Origin of the sequence: Streptomyces sp. NPDC058470, assembly GCF_042721055.1 — a bacterium.
In the GTDB taxonomy this organism is placed as follows: domain Bacteria; phylum Actinomycetota; class Actinomycetes; order Streptomycetales; family Streptomycetaceae; genus Streptomyces.
This window is the reverse complement of sequence record NZ_JBHXMF010000096.1, coordinates 1-23,945: the sequence shown is the minus strand read 5'-3', so window position 1 is coordinate 23,945 and position 23,945 is coordinate 1. Positions and strand designations below refer to the sequence as shown.

Here is a 23,945-nt window from a genome sequence, read left to right as displayed (position 1 = left end):
CCAGCACTACGGAGTCGGCGCCGCGGCCCGATCGTGTGGTCCCACTGCTGTGGCCCCACCGCGCGCTGTACCGGGAATCTCAGCAGCCGTGTCCCCGCGCCGGCACCCCGTCCACCAGTGTGTTCAGCAGTCCGCCGAGCACTTCGCGCTGCTCGTCCGTCAGGGGAGCGAGGATCTCGTCCGCGGCCGATCGGCGCGCTGCACGCAGTTCGCCCAGTGCCTTGCGACCCTCGTCCGTGACCTCTATACGGATCACTCGCCGGTTGGTCGGATCGGGGACCCGGCGCACCATGCCGCTCGTCTCCAGACCGTCGACCAGAGTGGTCACGGCGCGGGGTACCACCTCCAGGCGCTCGGCCAGATCGGCCATGCGGGGCGGTGAGCTGTAGTGCGCGAGTGTGCGCAGCAGGCGGGACTGGGCCGGTGTGATGCCCAGCTCGCGATGCTCCAGATGGCGCTTCTGGATGCGATGCACTCGGCGGGTCAGCCGCAGCAGTTGCTCGGCGAGCAGGCCGTCGACATCGGGGGTGGTCATGTGGGAACAATATCAGGACCTTGTTCATTGTGAGTATAGGTAACAATGAGCTATGCTCCGCCAGACATCACAAATTTCCGCAACTCTTGATCAGTGATCAGTGATCAGTGATCAGTGGTCGCCACAAGTCATCGTCGTCTCATCTCCCGTAGGAGCCCATGCGTCCCGACCGACCAACCTGGACCCCGTCACCTGCCGACAGAGAACAGTCGCGTGCCGACAGAGATCGGACACGTGGCGACAAGGAACGGCCGCGTGCCGACAAGGAACAACAGCCGCGGCAGGTGCGGCGCATCCTGAAGCTCTTCCGGCCCTATCGGGGCCGTCTCGCGGTCGTCGGCCTGCTGGTCGGCGCCGCGTCCCTCGTCTCCGTCGCCACGCCCTTCCTGCTGAAGGAAATCCTGGACGTGGCGATCCCGCAGGGCCGCACGGGTCTGCTGAGCCTGCTCGCCCTCGGCATGATCCTCAGCGCGGTCGTCACCAGTATCTTCGGCGTGCTCCAGACCTTGATCTCGACGACCGTCGGCCAGCGCGTCATGCACGACCTGCGCACCGCCGTCTACGGTCGGCTCCAGCGCATGTCGCTCGCCTTCTTCACCCGCACCCGCACCGGCGAGGTCCAGTCCCGTATCGCCAACGACATCGGCGGCATGCAGGCGACCGTCACCTCCACCGCCACCTCGCTGGTCTCCAACCTCACCAGCGTCGTCGCCACGATCGTGGCGATGCTCGCGCTTGACTGGCGGCTCACCGCCGTCTCGCTGCTCCTGCTGCCGGTCTTCGTCTGGATCAGCCGCCGGGTCGGCCGCGAGCGCAAGAAGATCGCCACGGAGCGCCAGAAGCAGATGGCCACGATGGCCGCCACCGTCACCGAGTCGCTCTCCGTCAGCGGCATCCTGCTCGGCCGCACCATGGGCCGCGCCGACTCGCTCACGAAGTCCTTCGGGGACGAATCCGAGCGCCTTGTCGACCTCGAAGTGAGGTCGAACATGGTCGGCCGCTGGCGCATGGCCGTCATCACCATCGTGATGGCCGGCATGCCCGCCGTCATCTACTGGACCGCCGGTATCGCCTTCCAGCTCGGTGGCCCGACGGTGTCGATCGGCACACTCGTCGCCTTTGTCTCTCTCCAGCAGGGCCTGTTCCGCCCGACGGTCAGCCTGCTGTCCACCGGTGTGCAGATCCAGACCTCGCTCGCGCTCTTCCAGCGCATCTTCGAGTACCTCGACCTCCCCATAGACATCACCGAGCCGGACAATCCCGTCCACCTCGACCGGGTCAAGGGCGAGATCCGCTTCGAGGACGTCGAGTTCCGCTACGACGACAGAAGCGGCCCGATCCTCGACGGCATCGACATCACCGTCCCGGCGGGCGGCAGCCTCGCCGTCGTCGGCCCGACCGGTGCGGGCAAGTCCACGCTCAGCTATCTGGTGCCGCGGCTGTACGACGTCACGGGCGGGCGGGTCACGCTCGACGGGGTCGATGTCCGCGACCTGGACTTCGACACGCTCGCGCGCGCGGTCGGCGTCGTCTCCCAGGAGACGTACCTCTTCCACGCCTCGGTCGCCGAGAACCTGCGCTTCGCCAAGCCGGACGCCACCGACGAGGAGCTGCGGGGGGCGGCGGAGGCGGCCCAGATCCACGACCACATCGCATCCCTGCCTGACGGGTACGACACGGTCGTGGGTGAGCGCGGCCACCGGTTCTCGGGCGGGGAGAAGCAGCGCCTCGCCATCGCCCGCACCATCCTGCGCGACCCGCCGGTGCTCATCCTCGACGAGGCGACCAGCGCCCTGGACACCCGTACGGAGCACGCCGTGCAGGAGGCGATCGACGCGCTGTCGGCCAACCGGACCACGCTCACCATCGCCCACCGGCTGTCCACCATTCGGGGGGCCGACCAGATCGTGGTCCTCGATGCCGGTCAGGCGGTCGAACGGGGCACGCACGAGGAGCTGTTGGAGCAGGGCGGGCGCTATACCGCCCTCGTCCACCGGGACGCCCAATTGGAGCCGACAAGATGAAGATATGTCGGGTTTATCGGCATTAGCGGGTTACCGTGCCCGCATGCAGATGAACACTCCGCCACGGAGCACGATTCGGAGCACGACTCGACTGACGCGCCGGGGCCGGGGCGCCCTCATCGCGACCGGAGCCGTCGTGGCGGCCACCGCCGTGGCGGTGCCGCTGCTGAGCATGGGAGGCGAGGACGCGCCGCCCGCGGCCCTCGTGATCCCGGAGGGCTGGCGCGCCGGCCAGATCTACGACGCCGTCGACAAAGTTCTCCGGATCCCGCCGGGCACTGCCAAGAAGTCGCTCGGGAAGGCCAACCTGAAGCTGCCGAACGACGCGGAGGGCAACCCGGAGGGCTACCTCTTCCCGGCGACGTATCCGATCGACAAGAAGGCGACTCCGGAATCACTCCTGTCCTTCATGGTCAGTACCGCGAACCAGAAGTTCAACAAGGCCCCGGTCGCGGCCGGCGCGCAGCGCAACGCGATGAACGTCTACCAGGCGGTCACCATCGCGAGCATCGTCCAGGCCGAGGCGGCGACCAAGGAGGACATGGGGAAGGTGGCCCGCGTCATCTTCAACCGCCTGGAGAGGGGCATGCCGCTGCAGATGGACTCCACCATCAACTACGCGCTGAACCGTTCCACCCTGAACACGAGCCAGAGCGACACGCAGATCAACAGTCCCTACAACTCGTACCAGCGCATGGGTCTGCCGCCGACCCCGATCGCCAACCCCGGCGAGGAGGCGATGCGCGCGGCGATCGCTCCGACGCCGGGTGACTGGCTGTACTTCGTCACCGTCAAGCCGGGCGACACCCGCTTCACGGCCAGCTACGAGGAGCACCTGAGGAACGTCACCGAGTTCAACCAGAACCGGAAGAGCACCTCCACCTCCCCGAGTCCCACCCGCTGAGCCGTCGTACGGGGCATCAGGTACGGGGCATCAGGCGGCGACCGGCGCTCCCGCCAGCAGCCGCCTGATGTCCCGTACCGCGGCGCGGCCGGCCCGGTTGGCGCCGATGGTGCTCGCCGAGGGGCCGTACCCGACGAGGTGGATTCGCGGATCTGCGACTGCGCGCGTCCCCTCGACACGGATGCCGCCGCCCGGCTCGCGCAGTCGCAGGGGTGCCAGATGGTCGATGGCGGGCCGGAAACCGGTCGCCCAAAGGATGACGTCAGCGTCCACGTGACGCCCGTCGTCCCACGCGACACCGTCCGGAGTGATGCGGTCGAACACAGGCTGCCGGTCCAGGACTCCGTCGTGCAGAGCCTGCCGGATCGCGTCGTTCAGCGGGAGTCCGGTCACCGAGACCACGCTCTGCGGCGGCAGCCCCTGACGGACCCGGTCCTCGACCACCGCCACGGCCTCCCGGCCGAACTCCTCGTTGAAGGGCCCCTCGCGGAAGACGGGCGGCCGGCGCGTCACCCAGGTGGTTCCGGCCGCGTACGGGGCGATCTCCATCAGATGCTGCGTGCCGGACGCGCCGCCGCCCACGACGACCACCCGTAGCCCGGCGAACTCCTGCGGGCCGGGGTACTGCGCCGTGTGCAACTGCCGCCCGCGGAAGGTCTCCTGACCGGGATAGCGAGGCCAGAACGGCCGGTCCCAGGTACCCGTGGCATTGATCAGCGCACGCGCCGACCAGTTCCCGGCCGAGGTCTCCACGAGCAGCCGGTCCCGTGGGCCCTCACGCACCGCGTGTACGTCGACCGGGCGGCGTACACGCAGGTCGAAGGCGCGCTCATACGCGTCGAAGTACTCCGCGACGACCTCGGCCGACGGGCGCGCCGGGTCCGCGTCCGTCAGTTCCATGCCGGGCAGGGAGTGCATCCCGTGCACTTCGCCGTACGTCAGCGAAGGCCATCGGAACTGCCATGCGCCGCCCGGGCGCGGCGCGTGGTCGAGGGTCACGAAGTCGCGCCCGGGCTCGAAGCCGGTGCGCCGCAGGTGATAGGCGCTGGACAGGCCGGCCTGCCCGGCACCGATCACCACTACGTTGACATCCGTGACATCCGTGACATCCATGACATCTGTGCCGGCCTCGGCGTCGGCTTCGCGTGCTTGTACCCCGGTGTCGTTCACGCTTCTACTAACCGGACCGGGGTCCGGGATCTTCCCGGCGGACCCAGTGGTGGCCACGCCTCCTGGGCGGGGGCCAGTCGCGGTCGTGGACGGCCGCAGGTCCCTGTCGAAGCAGGTGCGAGATCCGGCGTACGCGAGCGAGGATTGGGGCATGTCCGATGCCTTCACCACCCGAGTCCTGAACGTCGCCACCGGCTCCTCGGAGACGATCGTCGACCTCACCCGCGACTGCGAGGCCTTCCTCAGGGAGGCGGCAGCCGGTCGCGACGGCCTCCTGAACGTCTTCGTGCCCCACGCGACCGCCGGCATCGCGATCATCGAAACCGGCGCCGGCAGCGACGACGACCTCCTCACCGCCCTGCACTCCCTGCTCCCCGCCGACGACCGCTGGCAACACCGCCATGGCAGCCCCGGCCACGGCCGCGACCACGTCCTCCCCGCGATCGTGCCGCCCCACGCGACGCTGCCTGTGCTGGGCGGGAGGCTGGAACTGGGGACGTGGCAGTCGGTGTGTCTGGTGGATACGAATCGTGATAATCCGAACAGGCGGGTTCGGTTGTCGTTCCTTGGGTGAGACCCAGGGCCGACGACTCCAGATGCGGTGCCCGGCCGCTCCAAACGTTATGCGTCCGTGGCTGGTTGTGACAGGGAGGGACTCTCTCCAGGAGTGGCCGTCCCGGAGTGCGGATGCCTTGGGCGGCCGGGCTGTCCGAGGAACCGCGAAACGACGTCGTTGAGTGTCGTCGCGGGTGAGCCATCAAGGCGATAGCAGGTCGGTCCGTGATCGTGCCCGGCAGGTCGCCGATCCCGGTCGCGCGGCCATGGCGAAGGTGGGAAACGCCGTCGGTTTGGCGGCCACCGTCCGACCGACCGCCGGGTTGTACGGTGCACGGTCGGCCGGTGCATGGGCCGGTCGGGCGACGGGCGACAGCACGGCGGCGCCGGGGGCTGTCGTGGTCACGGTGTTCTCCTCGCGCGTGCCGTCCAGCTCAGTGCGGCGGCTCTGGCCAGGTGAAGGTGTGCGCGTTCCTCGGGAAGTCCCGGCCCGCGCATGCGGACGTGGTGGAGATGCAGCAGGTCCGGGAGCAGGTCCTGCGGGGGCAGCGTCCCCGCACCCTCAAGCGCGCTGCGGTAGGCGGCCAGCGCGGCGCGGCGTGCGGACCAGCTCGCGATGACACGCGCGTCCAGCACCGGTGTGCCGGGGCCCCAGGGCGTGAGGAGGGCGGTCGTCAGGGCGATGGTCTGGTCGTAGACCGCTCGGTGTGGGGCGCTCCTGTCCGTGTGGGCGTGCCCGACCAGCCAGCGCATCGCCTTCGCGTCGTCCCCGAGCAGGCCGACGGCGATGTCCACCATGCTCGCGGCGGTCACCGCACGAGCGTCGGGAGCGTCCCGGCCGGCCTGCGCGGTCAGCTGGGCGAGGACGGCGCCCGCGTCGGCGGCGAAATACTCCTCGGCCGCTTCCATCGCCGCGGGGCCGCCGAAGCGTGCGGTCTGCGGGAAGTAGGTCTCCAGGCTCGCGTGGGTGATCAGGCCCGCGTGCCGAAGCCGTCGGGTCCACTCGCCGATCAGCCCGACAGCGGTGCCGAGTGAACCGGGCGCGCAGGTCAGACGGAGACGTAGGTGGTCCTCGGGATCGCGGTGGCGAACGAACCACCAGCGGGGCTCTCCCAACTCCCCGAGCAAGGACGGCAGATGCCGGATCAGGAGCGGATCCTGACGGTCGCGGTGCCCGTGCAACCTGATGGAGAGCAGGCTGCCGCAGCCAGGCAGACGGCCGTGTTCCCGAGTGACGACGTCGCCCGATCCGCGGACCGGTGCACGGGGCTGGTCCACAGCGGCCAGGGGGATGACGACCTCGTGGGCGTGCCCGCCGGTCCAGCCCAGGTCCCCGGGCTTCGGTGCGGCACGTAGCAGCGCCTTGCCGTCGCGCTCCACGTGGGTACGGAGGAGGACCCGGTGCGAGGGCTCCGACAGGTCCAGATTCATGCGCCGGTCTCCGTCGCCCAGGTACACGTGCTCGGGCAGGAGAACTTCACGACGCCACTCGGCCAGGGCCTCGTCCCACTGTGTCCAGGGCGTCCGCGCGTCGGGCAGGTCGTCGTGGCCGAGTGTCCAGCGGGCCGGGGACAGTACCGTGCGCCCGTAGCGCAGTGCGGGGAGGAACGGCAGGCTGGAAACAGCGGCCCCCCACGAGAATCCGGTGCACGGGACGGCCAGTGCCACCGGTGCCTCGATCAGGAACCGCGCCAGCGGATGGGTGTGGTGGGTCAGATTCACCGCGTTCAGCAGCATCGTGTGCACCGGGCGGCGGCGGGAGACCGAGACCAGGTGCAACCGCTCGGCATCGGCGGTCACCGCCAGGTCCGTCACGGGCAGTTGGCCCTTGTCCGGGCCGTGGTAGTCGCCGAGGGGGATCACCACCTCCGCCACCTGCGGGGCGTGCGCGACGTTCACCGAGCGTATGTACAGCGGAGTGGTACTGATCTGCGCGATCAGCACGTCCTGTTGTACGCCGGGCAGGCCGGCGTACACGTCGGTCATCCGGCGGCGGTCGTCGGCGTCGAACAGGTGGAGAAAGCGCCCGGTGCCGGCTCCGGCCGCACGGGCCACCCCGACGACGTGCAGGGTGAACTCCCCTTGTTCCAGGGCGGATACGCTCGCGGCGTGGATCCGCACGGTCACCTCGGTGCTCGGCTGCACGGGCCTACCTGGATCCACCACCGCCAGTTCGTCGATCACGGCATCATCGAGTCGGACGTGGTGGCGGCGCCTCATCGCGGCGGTGTACGCGAGCCTCAGTAGCCGGCTGTCGCGGGCGGTCAGCGTCGGGCCCGTCGACGCGGGCGTGGACCCGAGGTAGCCGGACGGGTAGCCGAGGAGGTCGATGGCGTCCAGGACGGGTACCACCGCTCCCGGACCGTAGTGCTCAAGGAAGCGGCCATGCCAGGCGACCCACCCGGGGCTCAGAGCCGCCCGTGGCGCCAGGCGCGTGAGCACCGCGGCGGCCGACGCCGCCTCCTCGGCCACCGCCTCCGGGATCACCAGGTCCCAGTCCAACCGCAGGTCGAGGGCGAGCGCGGGCTTCGCAGCGGGACAGAGCCGTGTCATCGCGGCCGTCACCCGTGCGCGTTCGACGCGGGCGCCCGCGGGGGCGGCGGTCGCGGCGTCGTGCCGTGCCAGTCCCGCCGCGACCTCGCACAACTCGGTGGCTTCAGCCGACGGCAGGTGCTGTACGTGTCCGAGCAGGGCGGCAATCGGGTCGGAGGCCGTCACCGCAGGACGCAGGCCGGTGATCAGGAATCGCTGTCGTACCAGGTTCGCGAGCAGGTTCTCGATCGCGGTCGGTGAAGCGGTCGGGAAACCGACGGAGAGCGTTTCGGCGAGGACTGCCCACACAACCGGCGCCCGCGCGCCGTCCATGGCCATGCGGACCGGCTCGTTCGCGCGTATCACTACGTGCACGGGGTCGCCGCCGTTCGCACTGCTTGAGCGGTGCTCGACCATCAGGCGTCCGTCGCGCTCGAACGCGAGGCTGGAAGCGAGCAGCGTCAACTGGGGCCGGAGCTCGAGGTGTTCCTCCAACCGGTCGACAAGAGCCGCGGTCCATGCCGCGTCCGGTCTGGTGACCGCTCGGTGCGCGGTGCCCGCGCGCAGCACGGGAGCGGCCCCTGTACGGGCAGCCTCGACACCGGCGAACAGACCGAACGGAGTGGCACGTGAGCGGGCGCGCATCAGGTAGCGCAACACCGAAAGCACCGCGCGTCGCACGGCGAGGTCAGGCACCGGCTCGCCGACGCATATCTGATGCACCCGTCTCGCCAGGTCCGGGCTGGAGAACTCGACCGCGGTGGCGAAATCGGTTGCCTGCCACATCTGTTGAAGCCACGCCCGCCACGACTCCGTGCGCGCGGACGGGCCGGTCAGGTCCGGCCAGACCATCGGGTGGTCGGGAGGCCAAATTGCCGCCCGGACCACGGCCGCATCGACATGGCGGTACAAACGGCCCTCCAGCAGCAACAACGGTGTTGTCCTCTATTTTTCTCCAAACCGCCCGGTGCCGAGGGCGATGATGAGTCATGGTCATTGTGGCGACTCTGCGCCACTCCGCTGCCGCAGAGTCGCAATGAGCCGCTGATCTGGCTGAATGTCGTCCAACTAAACGACGACGTATGGGCTGTTGATGCACCTGCGGTCTGGCTAGCGTGGGCGCTACACACGGCACGCAGCACACACGGTAAGCGGCATATTCCCATCACGTTCGCGAAGGGGAGAAAATCATGACTGCTGTATCTCCTGAGAAACTCGCCGATGAGGAATTCGGTGAACTCGAAGAACTCCAGGTGATCGATTCCAGTGAGCTGAAGCTCGGCGCGGCTTACCACACGTACACCTACATCGCGGCGGAGAACACGGAGGACATCCCCGACTAGGACGCGCGGGAGGCAAGGCAACTCTCCGACGGATGAGACCGGTGAGACGAGGAGGTGGGTCGTGCCGTCCAGCCAGTCGGCGGACCGCACCCGCACCGACGTCCTGTTGATCTTCCCGCCGCAGACCGAGGCCAGGTTCTTCCCGTATCTGAGCCTGCCTTACCTGACCGGCCACCTGCGGCGCCGGGGTCGGCGGGTTCACCAGGCCGACCTGAACATCGCTGTGCTCCACGAGCTGCTGCGATGTCCCACGCTGCTGGACGACGCGGTCCGCGCCCAGGACACCGGCGACGACGGCACGGCCATGAGCGACTGGTATCGCCGAGCGGTCGCCGACGTCTTCGCCGCGCACATCGGCGAGCTGCGTGCCCACGTCCTGCACAAGGAGTCGGCCGGCGAGCTGGGCCCGGACCGCGCGGTCCGGCTCGCCACTCTGGCCTTCGAACTGCTGGTCCGCGACACCTTCCTGGTACGGACCTGGGAGAACCTCGGCCGGCTCGACGATGCCGTACGCCGGGCCGCGGACCGGCCGCCCGCCGCGTCGGGCGTACCGGTCGTATCGCTGCACCGCCTGGTGACCGGGCTGCTCGGCCGGCATCGCCCCCGGGTGGTCGGCCTGTCCGTGGCGTTCTTCAGCCAGCTCGCGCCCGCGCTGCTGATCGCCGCCTGGGTCCGGCGGCTGGCGCCGGACACCCGGATCTGCCTGGGCGGTCAGCAGGTGATGCTCCGTCACGACAGCCTCGCCGGGCTGCCTGGAATCAGGGAAACGGTCGACGCCCTGTGCCCGACCGCCGGGGAGGAGCCGCTCGAACGCTGGCTGGACGCGCTGGACGGGACGGTTCCGCTCGCCGCCGTGCCCGGCATGACCTGGCTGCCACGTTCCGGGGCCGGGCCGCGCACGGGGCCCGCGGTGACCCTGCGCTTCCGTGACCTCGGACCACCCGACTTCACCGGACTGCCGTTCCGCTCCTATCTCAACGATGCCCTGGAGCTCGCGATCGTCTCGTGCGTCGGCTGCTATTGGGGACGGTGCGCGTTCTGCTCGTACGGCAACCGATCGCTCCCGCAAGGCGGGTACCAGCAGGGCACCGCGGCCCAGATCGCCGACGCCGTGGAGGCCGTGGTCCGCGCCACGGGCACCCGGTACGTGTCGGTCGCGGACGAGAACACCAACCTGCGGCTGATCCTGAAGGCGATGCGCGCGGCACGCGAACGCGGCATCCGGGTCCGGTTCGGCGTGCGCAGCCGGCTGGAGGCCGTCCTGACCGACCCCGGGTTCTGCCACGACCTCGCCGCGGTCGGCTGCGCGATGATCTCGGTCGGCTACGAGGGCACCTCGCAGCGCCTGCTGGACCGGATGGAGCGGGGCGTGCGCGCGGCCGACTACCAGCGGATCCTCGACAACCTCGCCGCGGCGGGCATCGCCGTCCGGTTCACCGTGATGGGCCAGGTCCTGGACGAGACGGCCGACGAGTTCGAGGAATCCCTGCGCTTCCTCGTCGACAACGAGCGGCGGATCGGTATCGACGCGCTGGAGCTGATGGTGGCGGAGCCCGGCAGCAGACTCGTGGGCAGCCCGGAGGACTACGGGCTCGACCTCGACACCTCGGACCGCCTCACGGGCAACCCCGAGCTGAGCTACCTGGCCGGCCGGGTCGGCCACCCCCTGTCCGTCCGCGGCGGCCCGACGCGCACCGAGGCACTGGACCGGCTGACACGGATCTTCCGCACCGTCAGACCGGGCCGTGCGAACGCCTCGGAAGCCTCGCATCCGGCCCCGAACAGACATCGCACGCCCGCCGTAGCGACCCTGCGCCCACACACGTGGGTACGCACCGTGCCCGCGTACGCCGACGACCGTACGGCAGACCGCGTCACCCTCGCCGACCTCGTCCGGGAGCAGTTCTACGCGCTCCCCCGCACCGACGTGGAACAGCGCTCCGACGGCCTGCTCACGGCCCGCACCGACCGCGGCAGCCGACTGCTGGCCCGCCTGGCCGACGCGGCGGCGGGCACCCCCGACCCGGCACATTCAGCCGACCCGGCCCCCTCAGCCAGGAGCTCGTCATGACGCAACCGACGCGCACCGCACCCGGCGGTGCCCGAACCGTCACCGAATCCCCGCGCCGGATGGGCCTGGGGGTACTCATGGACATGCCATGGGGCGGCGGACGCCTCGGCAGGCGCGGCATCGGATTCGTGGAGAGCGACGACGGCGGCGGAGACATCACCGACCGGGTCCGCGCCTTCCTGCGCCGCCATGGCGGCGACTTCGCCTACTCGGCCCTCGCGTTCCAGCCGCGCTCGCGCGCCCGCGTACAGACGGCCGACTACGTGCGCGCGTACGACCGCTTCTTCGAGGCGCTGCCCGCCGGATCGGGCCGCGCCTTCCACCAGACCGAGCTGAACATGGGCACGCCCGAGCGCTACGACCGCCGCCCGGCCGCCGAGTTCACCAACGAACTGGCCGCCCGCTACGGCTTCTCCTGGGTGGTCGAGGACCTGGGCATCTGGAGCCTGCGCGGCATACCGATGCCCTATCCGCTCCCGCCGCCGCTGACCGAGCCAGGCCTGGAGATCGCCACCCGGAACGTGGCGGAGGCGGCCCGGCTGCTCGATCCGCCGCTGCACGTCGAGTTCCCCGGCTTCACGGAAGGCGGCTCGTTCGTCCTGGGGCACATGGACGCCTTCGAGTACTTCGCGCGACTGGCGGAGGACGCCGACGTGCGGGTGACGCTCGACGTCGGCCATCTGCTCAGTTACCAGTGGCTGAGGGGACGTACCGGAATCAGCATGTACGACGGGATCGAGGCCCTGCCCCTCACCCGTTGCCGGGAACTGCACCTGTCGGGCTGCCAGATCGTGGGAGGCAAGTTCCGCGACCTGCACCACGGCGTCCTGCTGGACGAGCAGGTGGAGCTCACCGAGTATCTGCTGCCGCGCTGCCCGAACCTCCTCGGGGTGTCCTATGAGGACCCGATGTACCGCGAGGACGGACAGCTGGTCGAGAAGTCCCGGCGGAACTACGCGCGGCTGCGGGACCTGGTCGCCGCCTGGCAGCGCGGGGAGGCGGCATGAGCACGGTGGAGCCGGGCGCGTCGCTGGACGGCGAGCGGCTGACCGACCTGCTCATGCGCCTTCTGCTGGACGCGGACCTGCGGGCCCGACTCGCCGACGAGGGCGCCGAGGCCGTGGCGGCGGATCCCGGCGAGCTGGAGTGCCTGGCCTCCGTCGACCTGGCCGAACTGGACACCACCGCGCGCAGGCTGCGCTCCCAGGTCTGGCGGCCCGGCAGCGGCGGCAGCCTCGGAACCACGTTCCCGCGCAGCCTGCGGCTGCTCCAGGACGCCGGTGCCACGGAGTCCGGCCTGCTCACCGGCTTCATCGGCTCACCGCACTTCGCCCGGTTCCGGCTGATCCCGTACACCGCACCCGGGTTGTCGGCGGAGGAGGCGTTCGCGTCCTACCTATTGGATGACGCCAAGTCAGAGTCGTTGCGCGACACGGTGACTCACTAGCTGATGATCGCCCTGTTCACCTCGCTGACGTGCGAGCAGCCGCTGTCGTTCGTGATCGAGGCGGAGGGAATCGTCCCGACCGACCGAGGCCACGCCGCCCTGCGTGTGTACGCGGAGGCATCCACAGCCACCTGGAGAGCCGCCGCAGCGGAGCGCCCCGAGGCAACTGAGCACGCGGCGAACGCCGAAGCCGTGCAGTACGCGTACTTCACCACGTCCGCCGGGCTGGCGCACGGCGTGGTGTCCGGGCGGGTGGCGGCGGCCTTCGAGGCCGAACCGTCGACCCGGCGCGAGAACGCGCGGCGGGCGCTGGCACGCCGCGGACTGTGGTGACGGGGAGAGGAACCGCCTTGCACATCGTGTTGGTGGACATGCCGTGGTCGTCGCTCGACGCGCCCTCCCTCGCCCTCGGCATTCTCAAACGCCGGATCCTCGACGTCTTCCCCGACGGCGCCGCGGACGTCGAAGTGGTGCACGCCAACCTCGACTTCGCCGACTGGGTGGCCGCTCGTACGGAGTACGGCTTCGAGGAGTACGACTTCTGCTCGACCTCGTACTTCTCCGGACACAGCGAGTGGATCTTCTCGGCCGCGCTCAACGATCAACCGCGTTGGCGGGTGGCCGAGTTCACGGAACACTTCGGCGGGAAGATGCCGGAGCGCATGCTGGCCAAGGCGCGGGAACTGCACGAACTCGCGCCGCTGTTCGTCCGGGAGACAGCCGCCAAGATCGCCGCCACGGCACCGGACGTGGTCGGCTTCACCACCACGTTCGCGCAGAACGCGGCGACCCTCGCCGCGGCCCGCGTGCTCAAGGAACTGGCACCCGACACCACCACCGTCTTCGGCGGCGCGAACTGCGACGGCCCACAGGGCGCCGCGCTGCACCGCAACTTCCCCCACGTCGACTTCGTGGTGCGCGGTGAGGGCGAGATCGCGTTCCCGCGGTTGCTCACCGCGCTCCGCGACGGCGACGCCGAGGACCTGGCAGCCATCCCCGGCCTGTGCCGCCGCGACCCGCACGGCCGGTCCGTGGCACATCCCATGGACGCCACCCCGCTGCCCCCGGGAGCACTGGTCACCCCGGACTACGGCGACTACTTCGAGCGGCACGCGCGGTCCACCGCGGGCGGCTGGGTGGAGCCGCGGCTGGTGGTGGAGGGCTCACGCGGCTGCTGGTGGGGCGAGAAGCACCACTGCACCTTCTGCGGCCTCAACGGCTCGTTCATGGAGTTCCGCAGCAAGGACCCGAGGCGGTTCGTGGACGAGATCCTCGGCCTGGTCGAGCGCCACCGCGTACTCGACGTATGGGTCACCGACAACATCCTCGACATGGCCTACCTCAACTCCATGGCCCCGCTCCTCCAGGAGAGCGGGTACGACCTGCGGCTGTGCTACGAGATCAAGTCGAACCTGCGTCGCGAGCAGCTGGACACGCTGTACGCGGCCGGAATCAGCTACCTGCAGCCCGGCGTGGAGAGCCTCAGCAGCCGGGTGCTGAAGCTGATGGACAAGGGGGTGACCGGCTGTCAGAACGTACGGCTGCTGCGGGACGCGGAGACCGTCGGCGTCAACCTCAGCTGGAACTACCTCTACGGCTTCCCCGGGGAGACCGAACAGGACTACGACGAGATCATCGACCAGTTCCCCGCGCTGCACCATCTGGGACCACCGGCCAACTCCACCCGCCTGAAGGTCGAGCGGTTCAGCCCCTACTTCGACCGGCCGGAACTGGGCTTCGGTGAACTGCGCCCCGCCTCGCACTACCACCACATCTACGACCTGCCCAAGGACGAACTCGCCGACCTGGTGTACATCTTCGACTCACCGCACCAGGGCATCGCCGACGGCTGCCGGAACCGGCTGCGCACGGCCGTCGCCGACTGGACGCAGGCGTACCCGCGCAGCCGTCTGACCCACTGCGACCTCGGCGGACACATCGTCCTGGTCGACACCCGGCCGGACTTCTCCTGGCGGCTTCTCGACCTCACCGATCCGCTCGAAGTGACGGTGTTCCGGCTGCTCGACACGCCGCACAGCCCGGCGGCGCTGCTGCGCAAGACCGCTGCCCGGTGTGCGGACGCGGGGGAGTCGGCCGGAGAGGTGACGGAAGAGCGCCTCGCCGGGCTGCTGGCGCGCTGGCGCGCGCTCGGCCTGGTCTTCGCCGAGGGTGGCCAGTACGTACACGTCGCGCCCGCAGTGGCCAACCAGGACCTGCTGCGGCTTGACGGCGCCGGACTGCACGGGGACGACATGTCGCTGGTCCCCGCCCTGGTGGCCCCGGCCTGGGGAGACACCCGGTGAAGCCGGAGCTGACGTTGTGGAAGGACCGCGATCCGGCGGCCATGCGCCTGCCGGGCATCTACTGCGGCATCCTCTTCCCACCGCTCCAAGTAGTCCAGCACGAAGGCGTCGGCGAGGTAGTGCTCGGCGAAGCCGGCCAGCTCGGTGTGCCACAGGGCGCGGGCGAGCATGTTGCTGCCGCACCTGGGGGTTGACGCGAGCACGTAACGGACCGGCGGTAGACCGGTGAATGGTGGGAAGTCGAACTCCGGACCGTTGGTCCGATAGCGCAGCACCATGGGAACACCTTCGCACCCGGCACCAGTGGCTGTCATCGGCGCCGTCGCGTTCCGGGGTGGTGTGGCAGTTCGGCCAGATTGGCCAAGGTCCTGGCGACATTCCGAGGGCGCGGACAGGTGAGGTGTTCACGAGTGGCGGTGATGTGCGGCTACGAAGCCCTTCGAAGATCGTTCCCCGATTCTCCGAAGATCGGTCCCCAACGGTCAACGGGCGGTACCTACGGGGGGCCTGACGGGGCGGGACAATTGGCGCGGGGTTGCATCACTCGCGCGGGGAATGAGTTGAGACTTCGAACACCTCCCTCAACGGCACGGGAGCCTCGTGCGTTGCGCACATCGACGTCGACACCCAATCAGTGGCCACACTGAAAAAGCTCCCTACGTTGTTCTGCGGGACGCGGTGAGCCCCTCGTACGGTTCACCCACCCAGGGGCGCCGGGTGAGGTTCGAGGAGTAGAAGACTTCGCTGACCTGCGGTGATGTGCGCGATCAAGGATATCGTCGGCGGGCTGGGCTGCATCTCGCCGGCGTCATTTCAAGATCGGCAGGCCGTGTTGAGGCCGCGGGGTGTCAGTAGGGGCGTGTTGCTTCCTCCGCTCTGCCCGTTCTGGAGGCTCCGGCGGGTTCCGTTTGCCGGTCTGGCGTTGCCCAACTAGACGGTCTGGCCGTCATCGACATGAACACTGGATACTTCCGGTATGAAGCTCCGGTGACCGTACTGTCGCGGTCCGCCGGGGCATCACCTTCGATGCCACCCATCTGGAGCTCTGCGGTGGCCGGTTGCGGATGTACGCGTTGCCTGATGACTCCGACCGGCTCGGGCAGTCTTCCCTGCTCGTCCTCGAAGCGGAGATCTGACGCTGTGACGTTCTGACGGGAATCCGGTTCGACGGGAGAGGCCACGCCATGCCTGACTCAGTCCGTGCGAGGTACTACGAGCATCGGGCCCCGGTGTACGACGCGACGAGCTATCGGGGCAATCCCGAGACGGACGCGGGTCTCGACCGTGAGACGGCCGAGATCGGAAATCTGCTTCCCCGTTCCCTGCCTCCGGACAGTCGGATCCTGGAGGTCGGCTGTGGAACCGGGGTGTGGACACAGTTCCTGCCCGGCCGGGTCACCGCCATGGACCAGAGCCAAGGGATGCTCGACATCGCCCGGACCCGGGCTCCTCACGCCCAACTGGTCAGGGCCGCCTTTCCTCCGTTGCCCTTTCCGGACGATGCGTTCGACCTCGTATTCGCCGCCAACTTCTACGGGTTGCTCGTAGCGGACGAGCGCGACGCGTTCCTCGCCGAGGCGAGCCGCGTGGCGCGCGGACTCGTCATTCTCGACCTGCGCAGCGACGGCCGTACGCACATGGAAGGGCTGGAGCCCCGCGAGGTGGACGGCGTCTCCTACCCGATCTTCCGGCGGCGGTTCACTCCGTCCAGTCTCCTCGCGGAACTGGGCGGTGACGTCCTGTATCCGGGTCGCTACTTCCTCGTGGTCAGGGCGCCCCTGCACAAGGACTGACAGTTGATGTCGCTGTGGCTCCTCTTGAGGGTCTGACTCAAGGACTTCCGGTGTTTCGGCTGTCCTGGAATGAATTTGTCGGCCTGTCGGGCGGAGCCATTAAGCGCGTGGCCGGTCGGGCGGATAGCCGCGGGGGTATCACAGCCTCCGAAGGCTGCTGGATCGTCAATTGTCCGGCAATCCGACTCCATCACTTTGGCATGGGTGAGTCGCGGCTCTGTTGGAACCGTTGCACGGCCGGCGAGGCCATGATCCGCGTGATGCCCGCGGCGGCGAGGCTCATCGTCCGACGGCAGGTCCGGAAACTCGTCACCGGTGGTTGAACCCGCATGACTGTGGCGGGTAGCCGCAGTACGCACCGGGGGGCCAGTCCCACCCCGTGCGGGGGCCTGACCCCGTTCCCGGAAGCGTGGCCTCGTCCGTAGCGTCGGGGCATGACAAGAGATAGGGAAGTGGGTCATGAGGGCGACCGGCGCGGGGACACGGCTCGCAGGGGTGTGCTGCGAGGGCTCGGCCTCGCAGTGGGTGGGATGGCCCTCGGTGCCGGTGCGGGCGTGACCCCGTCCGCTGCCACGACCGGGCGGGGTGGCAGCCGTAGCACGGCAGGGACGTGTACGTATGTGCTGGTGCACGGCACACACAGCGCGGGAGCCTACTGGCTGCCCGTCGCACAGGAGTTGACCCTGAGAGGTCACCGCGTCGTCGCGGTGGATCTGCCGCTGCATGGCTCGCAGGCGTTCGTGCCGGAGTCCTACCAACGGCAGGACCTGGTGGCCATGGCCACCGAGCCCTCGCCCGTCGCGGCGCTCGGCCTGGACAACTACGAGAGGCATGTCACGCGCGTCGTCCGCCGCGCGGCGGCGATCGGACCCGTCGTCCTGGTCGGCCACAGCCTGGGCGGCGCCACGGTGAGCCGGGTGAGCAACGCCGTACCTGAACTGCTCGACCACATCTGCTACGTGGCGGCCTTCTGCCCCAGCCCTGCCCTGCCGACCCCCGATGCCTGCACTGCGGCGCCCGAGAACGGAGACGCGCTCATCCCCTTCGATCAGATCATCGGGGACCCGGAGCAGCTCGGTGTGATGCGGCTCAATCCCCGCACCGGCGACGCGGGGGACCTCAAGGCGCTCCGCGAGATGATGTGCGCGGACTATCCGGACAACGCGTTCCGGCAGCGTCTCGGCAGTCTGCAGACGGACGAGTCGACCACGGCCTACGCAGGGCGGGCCGTCGGCGAGCCGGAGACCTGGGGACGGTTGCCCCGCACCTACCTGCGCTTCGGCAAAGACCGCACGATCGCCACGAAGCTCCAGGACCGGATGATCGCGGAAGCCGACATGCTCACACCCCGCAATCCCTTCCGAGTCCATGACTTCCCCACCGCGTCGCACATCGGCCCGCTGGACCCGACCCCCGTGGCGAGCGTGCTCGCCGCACTCGCTCCCTGAGATCGTGATGAAGGTCATCCTCGAAGGGAAGGGCCGCTCGCGCATGGCGAACCGGGAGCCCGCCAGGAAGTCCTGTGAGCGAGTTCCCGCCGAATCCCCTCTGGTGGCGGATCGAGGATGGCCCGGTTGAGGCCGGCCTTCTGCATGCCCCTCTCCCGGCTCCGCAACCCTGCGGACGACCCATGCGTTCTCCCACGGCAGGTAGTGACCATGAATTGCCCCCGCTACTCATCGCTGTGAGCCCGTGTCCGGAACTCTCGAAAACACGCCTGGCGTGCCGGAATCCGGCACGCCAGGCGTGTCCGAAGCGTGGATCTATCCGCGAGGGCGCAGTACCCAGGCGCGCACGCGTGAGGACGCGAACATCCCGACGAGCTGGTCGGGGGATGGGGACGTCGCTCACTGGAGGGAGGTCGGGTCAGGGACGCGCGAGCCTCGGTGGCGATGGACGGTGGACGGTGATCTGACAGAGTCCCCGCGCGCGAGCGGCGCCGGCCACGAAGGCCGGCGCCGCGGTGTGCGTGGACGGTCAGCAGCTGAGGTTGTCGCCCGTGTCGACGCCCAGAATCTGCGCGAACTGCGTGTAGATGTCGATACGGCTCTGGACCTGCGACGGATTTCCGCCGTTGCACTCTATGGTGCCGTTGATGCTTCGGATGGTCTCGCCGAATCCGGCACTGTTGACCATGGCGTTGTGCGGCGTCATGGTCCCCGGGCCGGTCTGCGTGTTCCAGTACCAGAGTCCGGTCTTCCAGGCCACGGCGGAGTCGTTCTGCACCAGGTCGGGATTGTTGAGCAGGTCGATGCCCAGGGCGTCGCCCGCCGCCTTGTAGTTGGTGTTCCAGCTCAGCTGGATCGGTCCGCGGCCGTAGTACTTGTCGTTGCCCGCGGGGCAACCGTACGGCTGGCCGGTGTCGCAGTAGGCGGGGTAGTTGGCGGTGTTCTGCTCGACGATGTAGACCAGGCCGCCGGTCTCGTGGCTGACGTTCGCCATGAAGGCCGCGGCCTCCTGCTTCTGCACCGTGTCGCTGCCAGTGGTCGTGAATCCGGGGTAGGCGCTCAGTGCGGCGGTGAGACCGCTGTACGTGTAGAACGAGTTCCGGCTCGGGAACATCTGGTTGAACTGGCTTTCACTGACGATGAAACTGCCCGCAGCAGTCGTCGTCTGTGCCTCTGACGGTGCGGCGAGGGTCAGAGAGGCGAACAGGGTGGCTGCACCGGTCGTGGTCAGCAGTCCGAGCGTACGTCGACGCATGGGGGCACTCCGTTGATCGGGCGCGCGAGCGCGCGCGTTTCCCCTTGGCGGGGAACGGTGGGGGAGGGGGCCGTGCGCGGAGGGGGTGCCAGGCAGGCGAACCGGCGGGAGCAGCCCGCGCGGTCCGTGAACTGCCGTGTCAGCCGCTGACGTTGACGTCGATGCAGGTGTAGAAGGCGTTGCTGGTGTCGGCGATGTTCCAGACGGCGAGTACCTTCTGCTGGCCCGTGAGGTTCCCGAAGTCCACCTGATGGGTGACCGTCGCGCCAGGCTGAGCGCCGTTGTCGTTGAACTCGGCTATCTTCTGCCCGCCGGCGAAGTACTGCCAGGTGCTGGTGGAGTGACTGGCCGTCACGGTCCACTGGAACTCGGTGGTGCTGCTCACGGGAGTGACCTTCCAGCCCTTGCTGTCGTCGTCGAGCTCCGCGAAGCGGGAGTTGCCGCCGCTGCAGCTCGTCAGCCCCTTCGGGCCCTCGACGCTCTGCGGCTCGTAGGTGATGTCGCCGCAGCTGACCGTCCCGGCGGCACACTGTGCCTGCCGGCTCGGCGGGTTGGAGATGTAGCCGTGTGCGCTCGCGGATGCCGCGGGCAGACTCACGGCGATCACCGGGGCGAGCGCCGCCCCGATGAGGGCGGCCGTCTTCTTCCTTGCGTGCATGGTCTCTCCTTCACTGCAGGTCTTCCCGCGGAAGTACGAGGCTGTGGGGAACCCGGTACTGCGGGTTGGCTTCTCGTGGGTGGGGGGCCAGGAGTGCGAAGGCCGGCAGCGTCAATCCCGTGTGCAGTCGCGATTAAGTGCGTTCGCAGGGACGGGATGTGCTGCGTGGACTAGACCATACCGGCGGACGCCTGTGCGTCAAGGGTGTAGCGCGAGGCGGCAGTTGGGAAATCCGGGCATTCGGGGTCGAGAGGGGAGACGTCGCGAGATCATGCGCAATAGCGAAGAATTGAGATTCGCGTGGCAATCGCGAAGGACTTTCCTCTGAGTGCGGGGTCGCCCCGGGCCAGGGCCCCGGCCCGGTTCCGGGTCCGCCGTCCGGTCCGATCGGCGCGCGGGACCGTACCCGGGTCCGAGCGGATCCGGAGGCATGGTGCAACCGTTGTCGCGGCCTGGTTGTCCAGGCGTGATTGACGGCTCGTCCGCCTTCCCGGCAGCGATGCCCCATCGGCCGCGCCAAGGGACGCTGACGGAGTTTGGCGGATACGAGTCGCGCTAGTCCGGACAGGCGGGTTCGGTTGTCGTTACTCGGCTGAGATCGGCCGAGATCGGCTGAGAGCCGGGGCGGGACGCGTGCCCGTTGCGAGTTGTCAGGACGCCGGCCACTTCCCGGCGTGCAGCCCGCTCGTCTGCTGTTCCGCATTCCCGAGTGAACCGCCTTTTCCTCGCCCACGTAGCAGAAGAGGAAGGTGAGGTTGCCGGTAAGTGCGGAAGGTCAGCGTGTTGATTGCGAAGTTTACGTCCGAGCAGAAGATTCACCATCTCCTCACGTGGGCGGCGGAGTGGAGGGGGGTTCGGCAAGGGCGGAGCATGTGGTCCTATTCCCTGAGTCTGGGAGGGTCCCACGCCCTGCTGAACGACTGGGTCAAGAGTGGGAAGTTGATGGACCTGCTTACCTCGGAACAGCAGAGCCTGATATATGGGGCACGTGAGCGGTCAATTGATTCCGGACGCTCGCGGAAAAGCTCACGCCGGTGATCTCCAGGTGTGCTCCGTGAGTTCGCGGCGCAGGATCCTTCCGGAGGCGGCGCGTTCGGCGACGTGCATCACCCGGCGCCCACGGGCGCAGGCTTCCCGGTGGGTCCGCGGCCCACCATTGCCTGCCTGCCTGCCTGCCTGCCAGCCTGCCAGGACCTGCTGGGCCACGAGCTGGTCCCGCCGCAACAGCAGGACGTCGATGTCGCCGTGGCTCCGGAACGGCTGGCCCACAGCGAGCTCGATCGCGAAACCTCCAGCCACCCACCAGCGGGATTCGAAACCGGAGAACATCGCGACCAGTTCGGCGGGAAAGGTGGGATCCCAGCTGCCAAAGGGAGCCTCGATGCGTGTCATGCCAGGCATCCTGTCCTGACTGATCACTGGCCAGACGTCCGCACATCGCCCGTCGATGACAAGCAGTGACGGGCACGGCAACGAGCGGCCGGCACGTTCAGGAACACCGACCGCTCGATCGACGCGCCTATGGCGGGGTCCATGGCCAGGGCCCTGGTGGTCCCCGCCAGGATGCCGACCGCGTGGCGTCAGCGCGGAGCGATCGCCGCCTCGGCCGCTGCCTTGATCCGGGAGCCGAACCCGTCGGCGTCCTTGCGTGCGGCGGCGAGCGCGACGCCGACAAGGAGCTTGCCCAGCCCGTGGCCTTCGAGAACGTTGAAGATACGGACCCGGGTTCTGCCGTCGGCCAGTGGCTCCAGGTCGTAGCCGCCCTCGCGTGCTGTCACGGTGTTCTTCGACTCCTCGGCCCAGCGGATCTTGGCCGGGGCTTCGAGCGCGGTGACGCGGAACTCCCTGCCGGTCTTCATCCCGGCGTCCTTGACCGTGCTCCGGAAGACGGTGCCCACGGTGGTCGGGGCGTCGGGAGTCCGCTCGATCTTGAGTACGCGGGGGCTGAACTGTGGATCGTTACGTCCGTCGGCGAGGTAGGCGAACACTTCCTCGACCGGCCGATCGACCTCGACCGTCGCTTCGAACTGTCCTGACATGGGCACTCCTGATGCGTCGAGCCGCAACGCCGCGCGCCCCCTTCGGCAGACGGCCACCGGATCTCTGGGCCGCGAGGGGAGCCGCCTTCGCACGCGCGCGAAGGAACGCGAGGGCCGCGCCGTACCGCCTGTCCTGTCGTAGCGGCACAGTGACCCTATGGGACCGCCGGACGTCTCGCGCGGCGAGCGGCACGACCCGTTCATCAACCTCGACGACCCCTTCATGGACCCCGACGGCAATGTGTGGGCCTCGACGGCCCGCCCGTCATCCGTCCGTCGAGGAGCCGGCCGCGATTGTCACAGTCCGCGCAGATCCCCGCGCGGACGTCATTTTCATTGACACCGAGGCATCGGCGCAGGTACATACCAATCACCCTTGAGAGAGCGCTCTCAGGAACTCAGGGGCCCACGGCGCTCACTCAAGATTGCCAGGCAGCACGTCAGGATCCACAGGACCCCGCCCTGTTGAGGAGACAACATGCTGAGCAACCCAACGTGGCCGGCGTATCGGCAGCCGGTACGGCACAAGCCAAGAACCCCGCTCGTCATCGCGACGCTGGTCGCCTTGCTGGCGGCCCTCCTGGTTGCCGTGGCCCAGCCCCCGGCCCACGCGGTCGGTACCCTGCTGTCGCAGGGGAAGCCGGCCACCGCATCGTCCACCGAGGCGGCGGGAACCCCCGCATCCGCCGCCGTGGACGGCTCCACCACCACGAGATGGTCCAGCGCCTTCAGCAACCCGCAGTGGCTTCAGGTGGATCTCGGTGCCACCGCCCAGATCAGCCAGGTGGTCCTCAACTGGGAGGCCGCCTACGGGACCGCCTTCCAGATCCAGACCTCCACCAACGGCACCACCTGGACCTCGATCTACTCCACCACCACCGGCACGGGTGGCGTGCAGACGCTCAACGTCACCGGCTCTGGACGGTACGTCCGCATGTACGGCACCGCACGGGCTACCGCGTACGGCTTCTCGCTCTGGGAGTTCCAGGTCTACGGCACCGGCGGTACCCCGCCCCCGCCGGACGCCTTCTGGGGTGACACGAGCGCCATCCCGAACCCCGTGAACGCCGTCACGGTGGCGATCCTCAACCGGACCAACGGCGCCTACCCGGACAGTCAGGTGTACTGGAGCTACAACGGCCAGACGCACTCCATCGCCGAGCAGCGCTACTTCGACATGCCCGCCAACTCGGCCGGCCGGATGTACTTCTATGTCGGCTCACCGACCAGCCAGTACTACGACTTCATCGAATTCACCGTCGGCGGCGGCGTGTTCAACGGCAACACCACCCGCGTGGACGCCTACGGTCTGCCGCTCGCGATGCGACTGCACGCCTATGACGGCTACGACGTCCAGGTCGGGGAGACCCAGGCCTTCTTCGCCAAGTCGCGCACCCAGGTCTTCCAGGACTTCATCAACGCCGTGCCGCAGCAGTTCAAGGTGCTGGCGCAGAGCCAGGCCCCGTACCGCATCATCGCCCCGGGCAGCGACGCGAGCTTCAAGCCGGGCGGGGTGAACGCGAACTACTTCACCGCCTACGCCCAGTCGGTCGGCGTCAACGAGACGACGCAGTACATCTTCGGCTGCGCCGGCACCATGGCCAGCAATCCCAACATGTGCGCGGCGCTCAACCGGCACGTGGCCACCCTGCCGTCCTCGGGCCAGGCGGACCCGAACCAGTACTACCTGTCGGCCCCGGCCAACTACTACGCCAAGTTCTGGCACGACAACGCCATCAACAAGCTCGCCTACGGCTTCCCCTACGACGACGTGGCGAGCCAGTCGTCCTTCATCTCCCACGCCAACCCGCAGTGGCTGTCGGTGGCCGTCGGCTTCTGACCGAACCGGTCCGCCCCCGCCCGGGCGC

Annotated in this window: 19 protein-coding genes and 1 pseudogene; 13 read left to right on the top strand and 7 right to left on the bottom strand. The window is 68.8% G+C overall.

Translation table 11 applies throughout. The features are described from left to right. Window positions 1–79: 79 nt before the first annotated feature. Window positions 80–535 carry a MarR family winged helix-turn-helix transcriptional regulator gene (locus ACFWP7_RS40380; RefSeq protein WP_384392838.1) on the bottom strand — a complete coding sequence of 152 codons (456 nt, stop codon included), beginning with the start codon at window positions 533–535 and terminating at the stop codon, window positions 80–82. A 158-nt stretch (window positions 536–693) separates the two neighbouring features. Between ACFWP7_RS40380 and ACFWP7_RS40375 the strand changes: the two genes are divergently transcribed. Beyond that, window positions 694–2,559, top strand: coding sequence for an ABC transporter ATP-binding protein (locus ACFWP7_RS40375; RefSeq protein WP_384392835.1), 1,866 nt, complete (start codon window positions 694–696; stop codon window positions 2,557–2,559). Window positions 2,560–2,602: 43 nt separating this feature from the next. After that, entirely contained in the window at window positions 2,603–3,463 is an 861-nt protein-coding gene (gene mltG, locus ACFWP7_RS40370; RefSeq protein ID WP_384392832.1) for an endolytic transglycosylase MltG, read from the top strand. Window positions 3,464–3,493: 30 nt separating this feature from the next. On the opposite strand, the gene ACFWP7_RS40365 is transcribed toward mltG, so the two are convergent. Next, a complete protein-coding gene (locus ACFWP7_RS40365; protein WP_384392845.1) occupies window positions 3,494–4,576 on the bottom strand; it encodes an NAD(P)-binding domain-containing protein in 1,083 nt (360 codons plus the stop codon). A gap of 208 nt (window positions 4,577–4,784) precedes the next feature. Here ACFWP7_RS40365 and ACFWP7_RS40360 point away from each other — a divergent pair, with 208 nt between their 5' ends. Then, a complete protein-coding gene (locus ACFWP7_RS40360; RefSeq protein ID WP_384392829.1) occupies window positions 4,785–5,207 on the top strand; it encodes a secondary thiamine-phosphate synthase enzyme YjbQ in 423 nt (140 codons plus the stop codon). A 383-nt stretch (window positions 5,208–5,590) separates the two neighbouring features. On the opposite strand, the gene ACFWP7_RS40355 is transcribed toward ACFWP7_RS40360, so the two are convergent. Then, window positions 5,591–8,506, bottom strand: a complete 2,916-nt coding sequence (locus tag ACFWP7_RS40355) for a lantibiotic dehydratase (protein WP_384392826.1) — start codon at window positions 8,504–8,506, stop codon at window positions 5,591–5,593. A 404-nt stretch (window positions 8,507–8,910) separates the two neighbouring features. Here ACFWP7_RS40355 and ACFWP7_RS40350 point away from each other — a divergent pair, with 404 nt between their 5' ends. The 9 genes from ACFWP7_RS40350 (at window position 8,911) to ACFWP7_RS40310 (ending at window position 18,125) form a co-directional block, all read left to right on the top strand. Next, window positions 8,911–9,063, top strand: a complete 153-nt coding sequence (locus ACFWP7_RS40350) for a hypothetical protein (RefSeq protein WP_365440292.1) — start codon at window positions 8,911–8,913, stop codon at window positions 9,061–9,063. 61 nt (window positions 9,064–9,124) lie between these two features. Then, window positions 9,125–11,134, top strand: a complete 2,010-nt coding sequence (locus tag ACFWP7_RS40345) for a B12-binding domain-containing radical SAM protein (RefSeq protein ID WP_384392823.1) — start codon at window positions 9,125–9,127, stop codon at window positions 11,132–11,134. Further along, on the top strand, window positions 11,131–12,141 hold the full coding sequence (locus ACFWP7_RS40340) for a DUF692 family multinuclear iron-containing protein (RefSeq protein WP_384392820.1): 1,011 nt from the start codon (window positions 11,131–11,133) through the stop codon (window positions 12,139–12,141). Before ACFWP7_RS40345 ends, ACFWP7_RS40340 begins: the two co-directional genes overlap by 4 nt. After that, window positions 12,138–12,581, top strand: a complete 444-nt coding sequence (locus ACFWP7_RS40335) for a hypothetical protein (protein WP_384392818.1) — start codon at window positions 12,138–12,140, stop codon at window positions 12,579–12,581. The genes ACFWP7_RS40340 and ACFWP7_RS40335 overlap by 4 nt, the downstream gene beginning before the upstream one ends. Before the next feature lie 3 nt (window positions 12,582–12,584). Then, complete coding sequence (locus tag ACFWP7_RS40330) at window positions 12,585–12,914, top strand: hypothetical protein (RefSeq protein ID WP_384392815.1); 330 nt, start codon at window positions 12,585–12,587, stop codon at window positions 12,912–12,914. 26 nt (window positions 12,915–12,940) lie between these two features. Next, window positions 12,941–14,884, top strand: coding sequence for a RiPP maturation radical SAM C-methyltransferase (locus tag ACFWP7_RS40325; RefSeq protein WP_384392842.1), 1,944 nt, complete (start codon window positions 12,941–12,943; stop codon window positions 14,882–14,884). Further along, window positions 14,881–15,078: a hypothetical protein gene (locus ACFWP7_RS40320; protein WP_384392812.1), complete on the top strand. Its 198-nt coding sequence runs from the start codon at window positions 14,881–14,883 to the stop codon at window positions 15,076–15,078. Before ACFWP7_RS40325 ends, ACFWP7_RS40320 begins: the two co-directional genes overlap by 4 nt. Window positions 15,079–16,068: 990 nt before the next feature. After that, window positions 16,069–16,677 carry a class I SAM-dependent methyltransferase gene (locus ACFWP7_RS40315; RefSeq protein WP_384392808.1) on the top strand — a complete coding sequence of 203 codons (609 nt, stop codon included), beginning with the start codon at window positions 16,069–16,071 and terminating at the stop codon, window positions 16,675–16,677. A 530-nt stretch (window positions 16,678–17,207) separates the two neighbouring features. After that, on the top strand, window positions 17,208–18,125 hold the full coding sequence (locus ACFWP7_RS40310; RefSeq protein ID WP_384392840.1) for an alpha/beta fold hydrolase: 918 nt from the start codon (window positions 17,208–17,210) through the stop codon (window positions 18,123–18,125). A 529-nt stretch (window positions 18,126–18,654) separates the two neighbouring features. On the opposite strand, the gene ACFWP7_RS40305 is transcribed toward ACFWP7_RS40310, so the two are convergent. The 4 genes and pseudogenes from ACFWP7_RS40305 to ACFWP7_RS40290 all read right to left on the bottom strand — a co-directional run bounded on the left by ACFWP7_RS40305 (window position 18,655) and on the right by ACFWP7_RS40290 (window position 22,077). Next, entirely contained in the window at window positions 18,655–19,380 is a 726-nt protein-coding gene (locus ACFWP7_RS40305) for a chitinase (protein ID WP_384392805.1), read from the bottom strand. A 139-nt stretch (window positions 19,381–19,519) separates the two neighbouring features. Then, window positions 19,520–20,038, bottom strand: coding sequence for a lytic polysaccharide monooxygenase auxiliary activity family 9 protein (locus ACFWP7_RS40300; protein WP_384392803.1), 519 nt, complete (start codon window positions 20,036–20,038; stop codon window positions 19,520–19,522). 1,105 nt (window positions 20,039–21,143) lie between these two features. Next, window positions 21,144–21,430, bottom strand: a pseudogene (locus ACFWP7_RS40295) (nucleotidyltransferase domain-containing protein); the annotation flags it as partial. A 188-nt stretch (window positions 21,431–21,618) separates the two neighbouring features. After that, the gene (locus tag ACFWP7_RS40290) at window positions 21,619–22,077 is read right to left on the bottom strand and encodes an SRPBCC family protein (RefSeq protein ID WP_384392801.1); all 459 of its coding nucleotides are present in this window, start codon (window positions 22,075–22,077) and stop codon (window positions 21,619–21,621) included. A 478-nt stretch (window positions 22,078–22,555) separates the two neighbouring features. On the opposite strand from ACFWP7_RS40290, the gene ACFWP7_RS40285 reads away from it, so the two are divergent. Then, complete coding sequence (locus ACFWP7_RS40285; protein WP_384392798.1) at window positions 22,556–23,917, top strand: beta-1,3-glucanase family protein; 1,362 nt, start codon at window positions 22,556–22,558, stop codon at window positions 23,915–23,917. Window positions 23,918–23,945 lie beyond the last annotated feature (28 nt).

Coding starts and splice junctions, on each gene's coding strand:
- ACFWP7_RS40380 (WP_384392838.1), bottom strand. CDS start 535: ATGACCACCCCCGATGTCGACGGCCTGCTCGCCGAGCAACTGCTGCGG.
- ACFWP7_RS40375 (WP_384392835.1), top strand. CDS start 694: ATGCGTCCCGACCGACCAACCTGGACCCCGTCACCTGCCGACAGAGAA.
- mltG (WP_384392832.1), top strand. CDS start 2,603: ATGCAGATGAACACTCCGCCACGGAGCACGATTCGGAGCACGACTCGA.
- ACFWP7_RS40365 (WP_384392845.1), bottom strand. CDS start 4,576: ATGGATGTCACGGATGTCACGGATGTCAACGTAGTGGTGATCGGTGCC.
- ACFWP7_RS40360 (WP_384392829.1), top strand. CDS start 4,785: ATGTCCGATGCCTTCACCACCCGAGTCCTGAACGTCGCCACCGGCTCC.
- ACFWP7_RS40355 (WP_384392826.1), bottom strand. CDS start 8,506: ATGTGGCAGGCAACCGATTTCGCCACCGCGGTCGAGTTCTCCAGCCCG.
- ACFWP7_RS40350 (WP_365440292.1), top strand. CDS start 8,911: ATGACTGCTGTATCTCCTGAGAAACTCGCCGATGAGGAATTCGGTGAA.
- ACFWP7_RS40340 (WP_384392820.1), top strand. CDS start 11,131: ATGACGCAACCGACGCGCACCGCACCCGGCGGTGCCCGAACCGTCACC.
- ACFWP7_RS40335 (WP_384392818.1), top strand. CDS start 12,138: ATGAGCACGGTGGAGCCGGGCGCGTCGCTGGACGGCGAGCGGCTGACC.
- ACFWP7_RS40330 (WP_384392815.1), top strand. CDS start 12,585: ATGATCGCCCTGTTCACCTCGCTGACGTGCGAGCAGCCGCTGTCGTTC.
- ACFWP7_RS40315 (WP_384392808.1), top strand. CDS start 16,069: ATGCCTGACTCAGTCCGTGCGAGGTACTACGAGCATCGGGCCCCGGTG.
- ACFWP7_RS40310 (WP_384392840.1), top strand. CDS start 17,208: ATGGCCCTCGGTGCCGGTGCGGGCGTGACCCCGTCCGCTGCCACGACC.
- ACFWP7_RS40305 (WP_384392805.1), bottom strand. CDS start 19,380: ATGCGTCGACGTACGCTCGGACTGCTGACCACGACCGGTGCAGCCACC.
- ACFWP7_RS40300 (WP_384392803.1), bottom strand. CDS start 20,038: ATGCACGCAAGGAAGAAGACGGCCGCCCTCATCGGGGCGGCGCTCGCC.
- ACFWP7_RS40290 (WP_384392801.1), bottom strand. CDS start 22,077: ATGTCAGGACAGTTCGAAGCGACGGTCGAGGTCGATCGGCCGGTCGAG.
- ACFWP7_RS40285 (WP_384392798.1), top strand. CDS start 22,556: ATGCTGAGCAACCCAACGTGGCCGGCGTATCGGCAGCCGGTACGGCAC.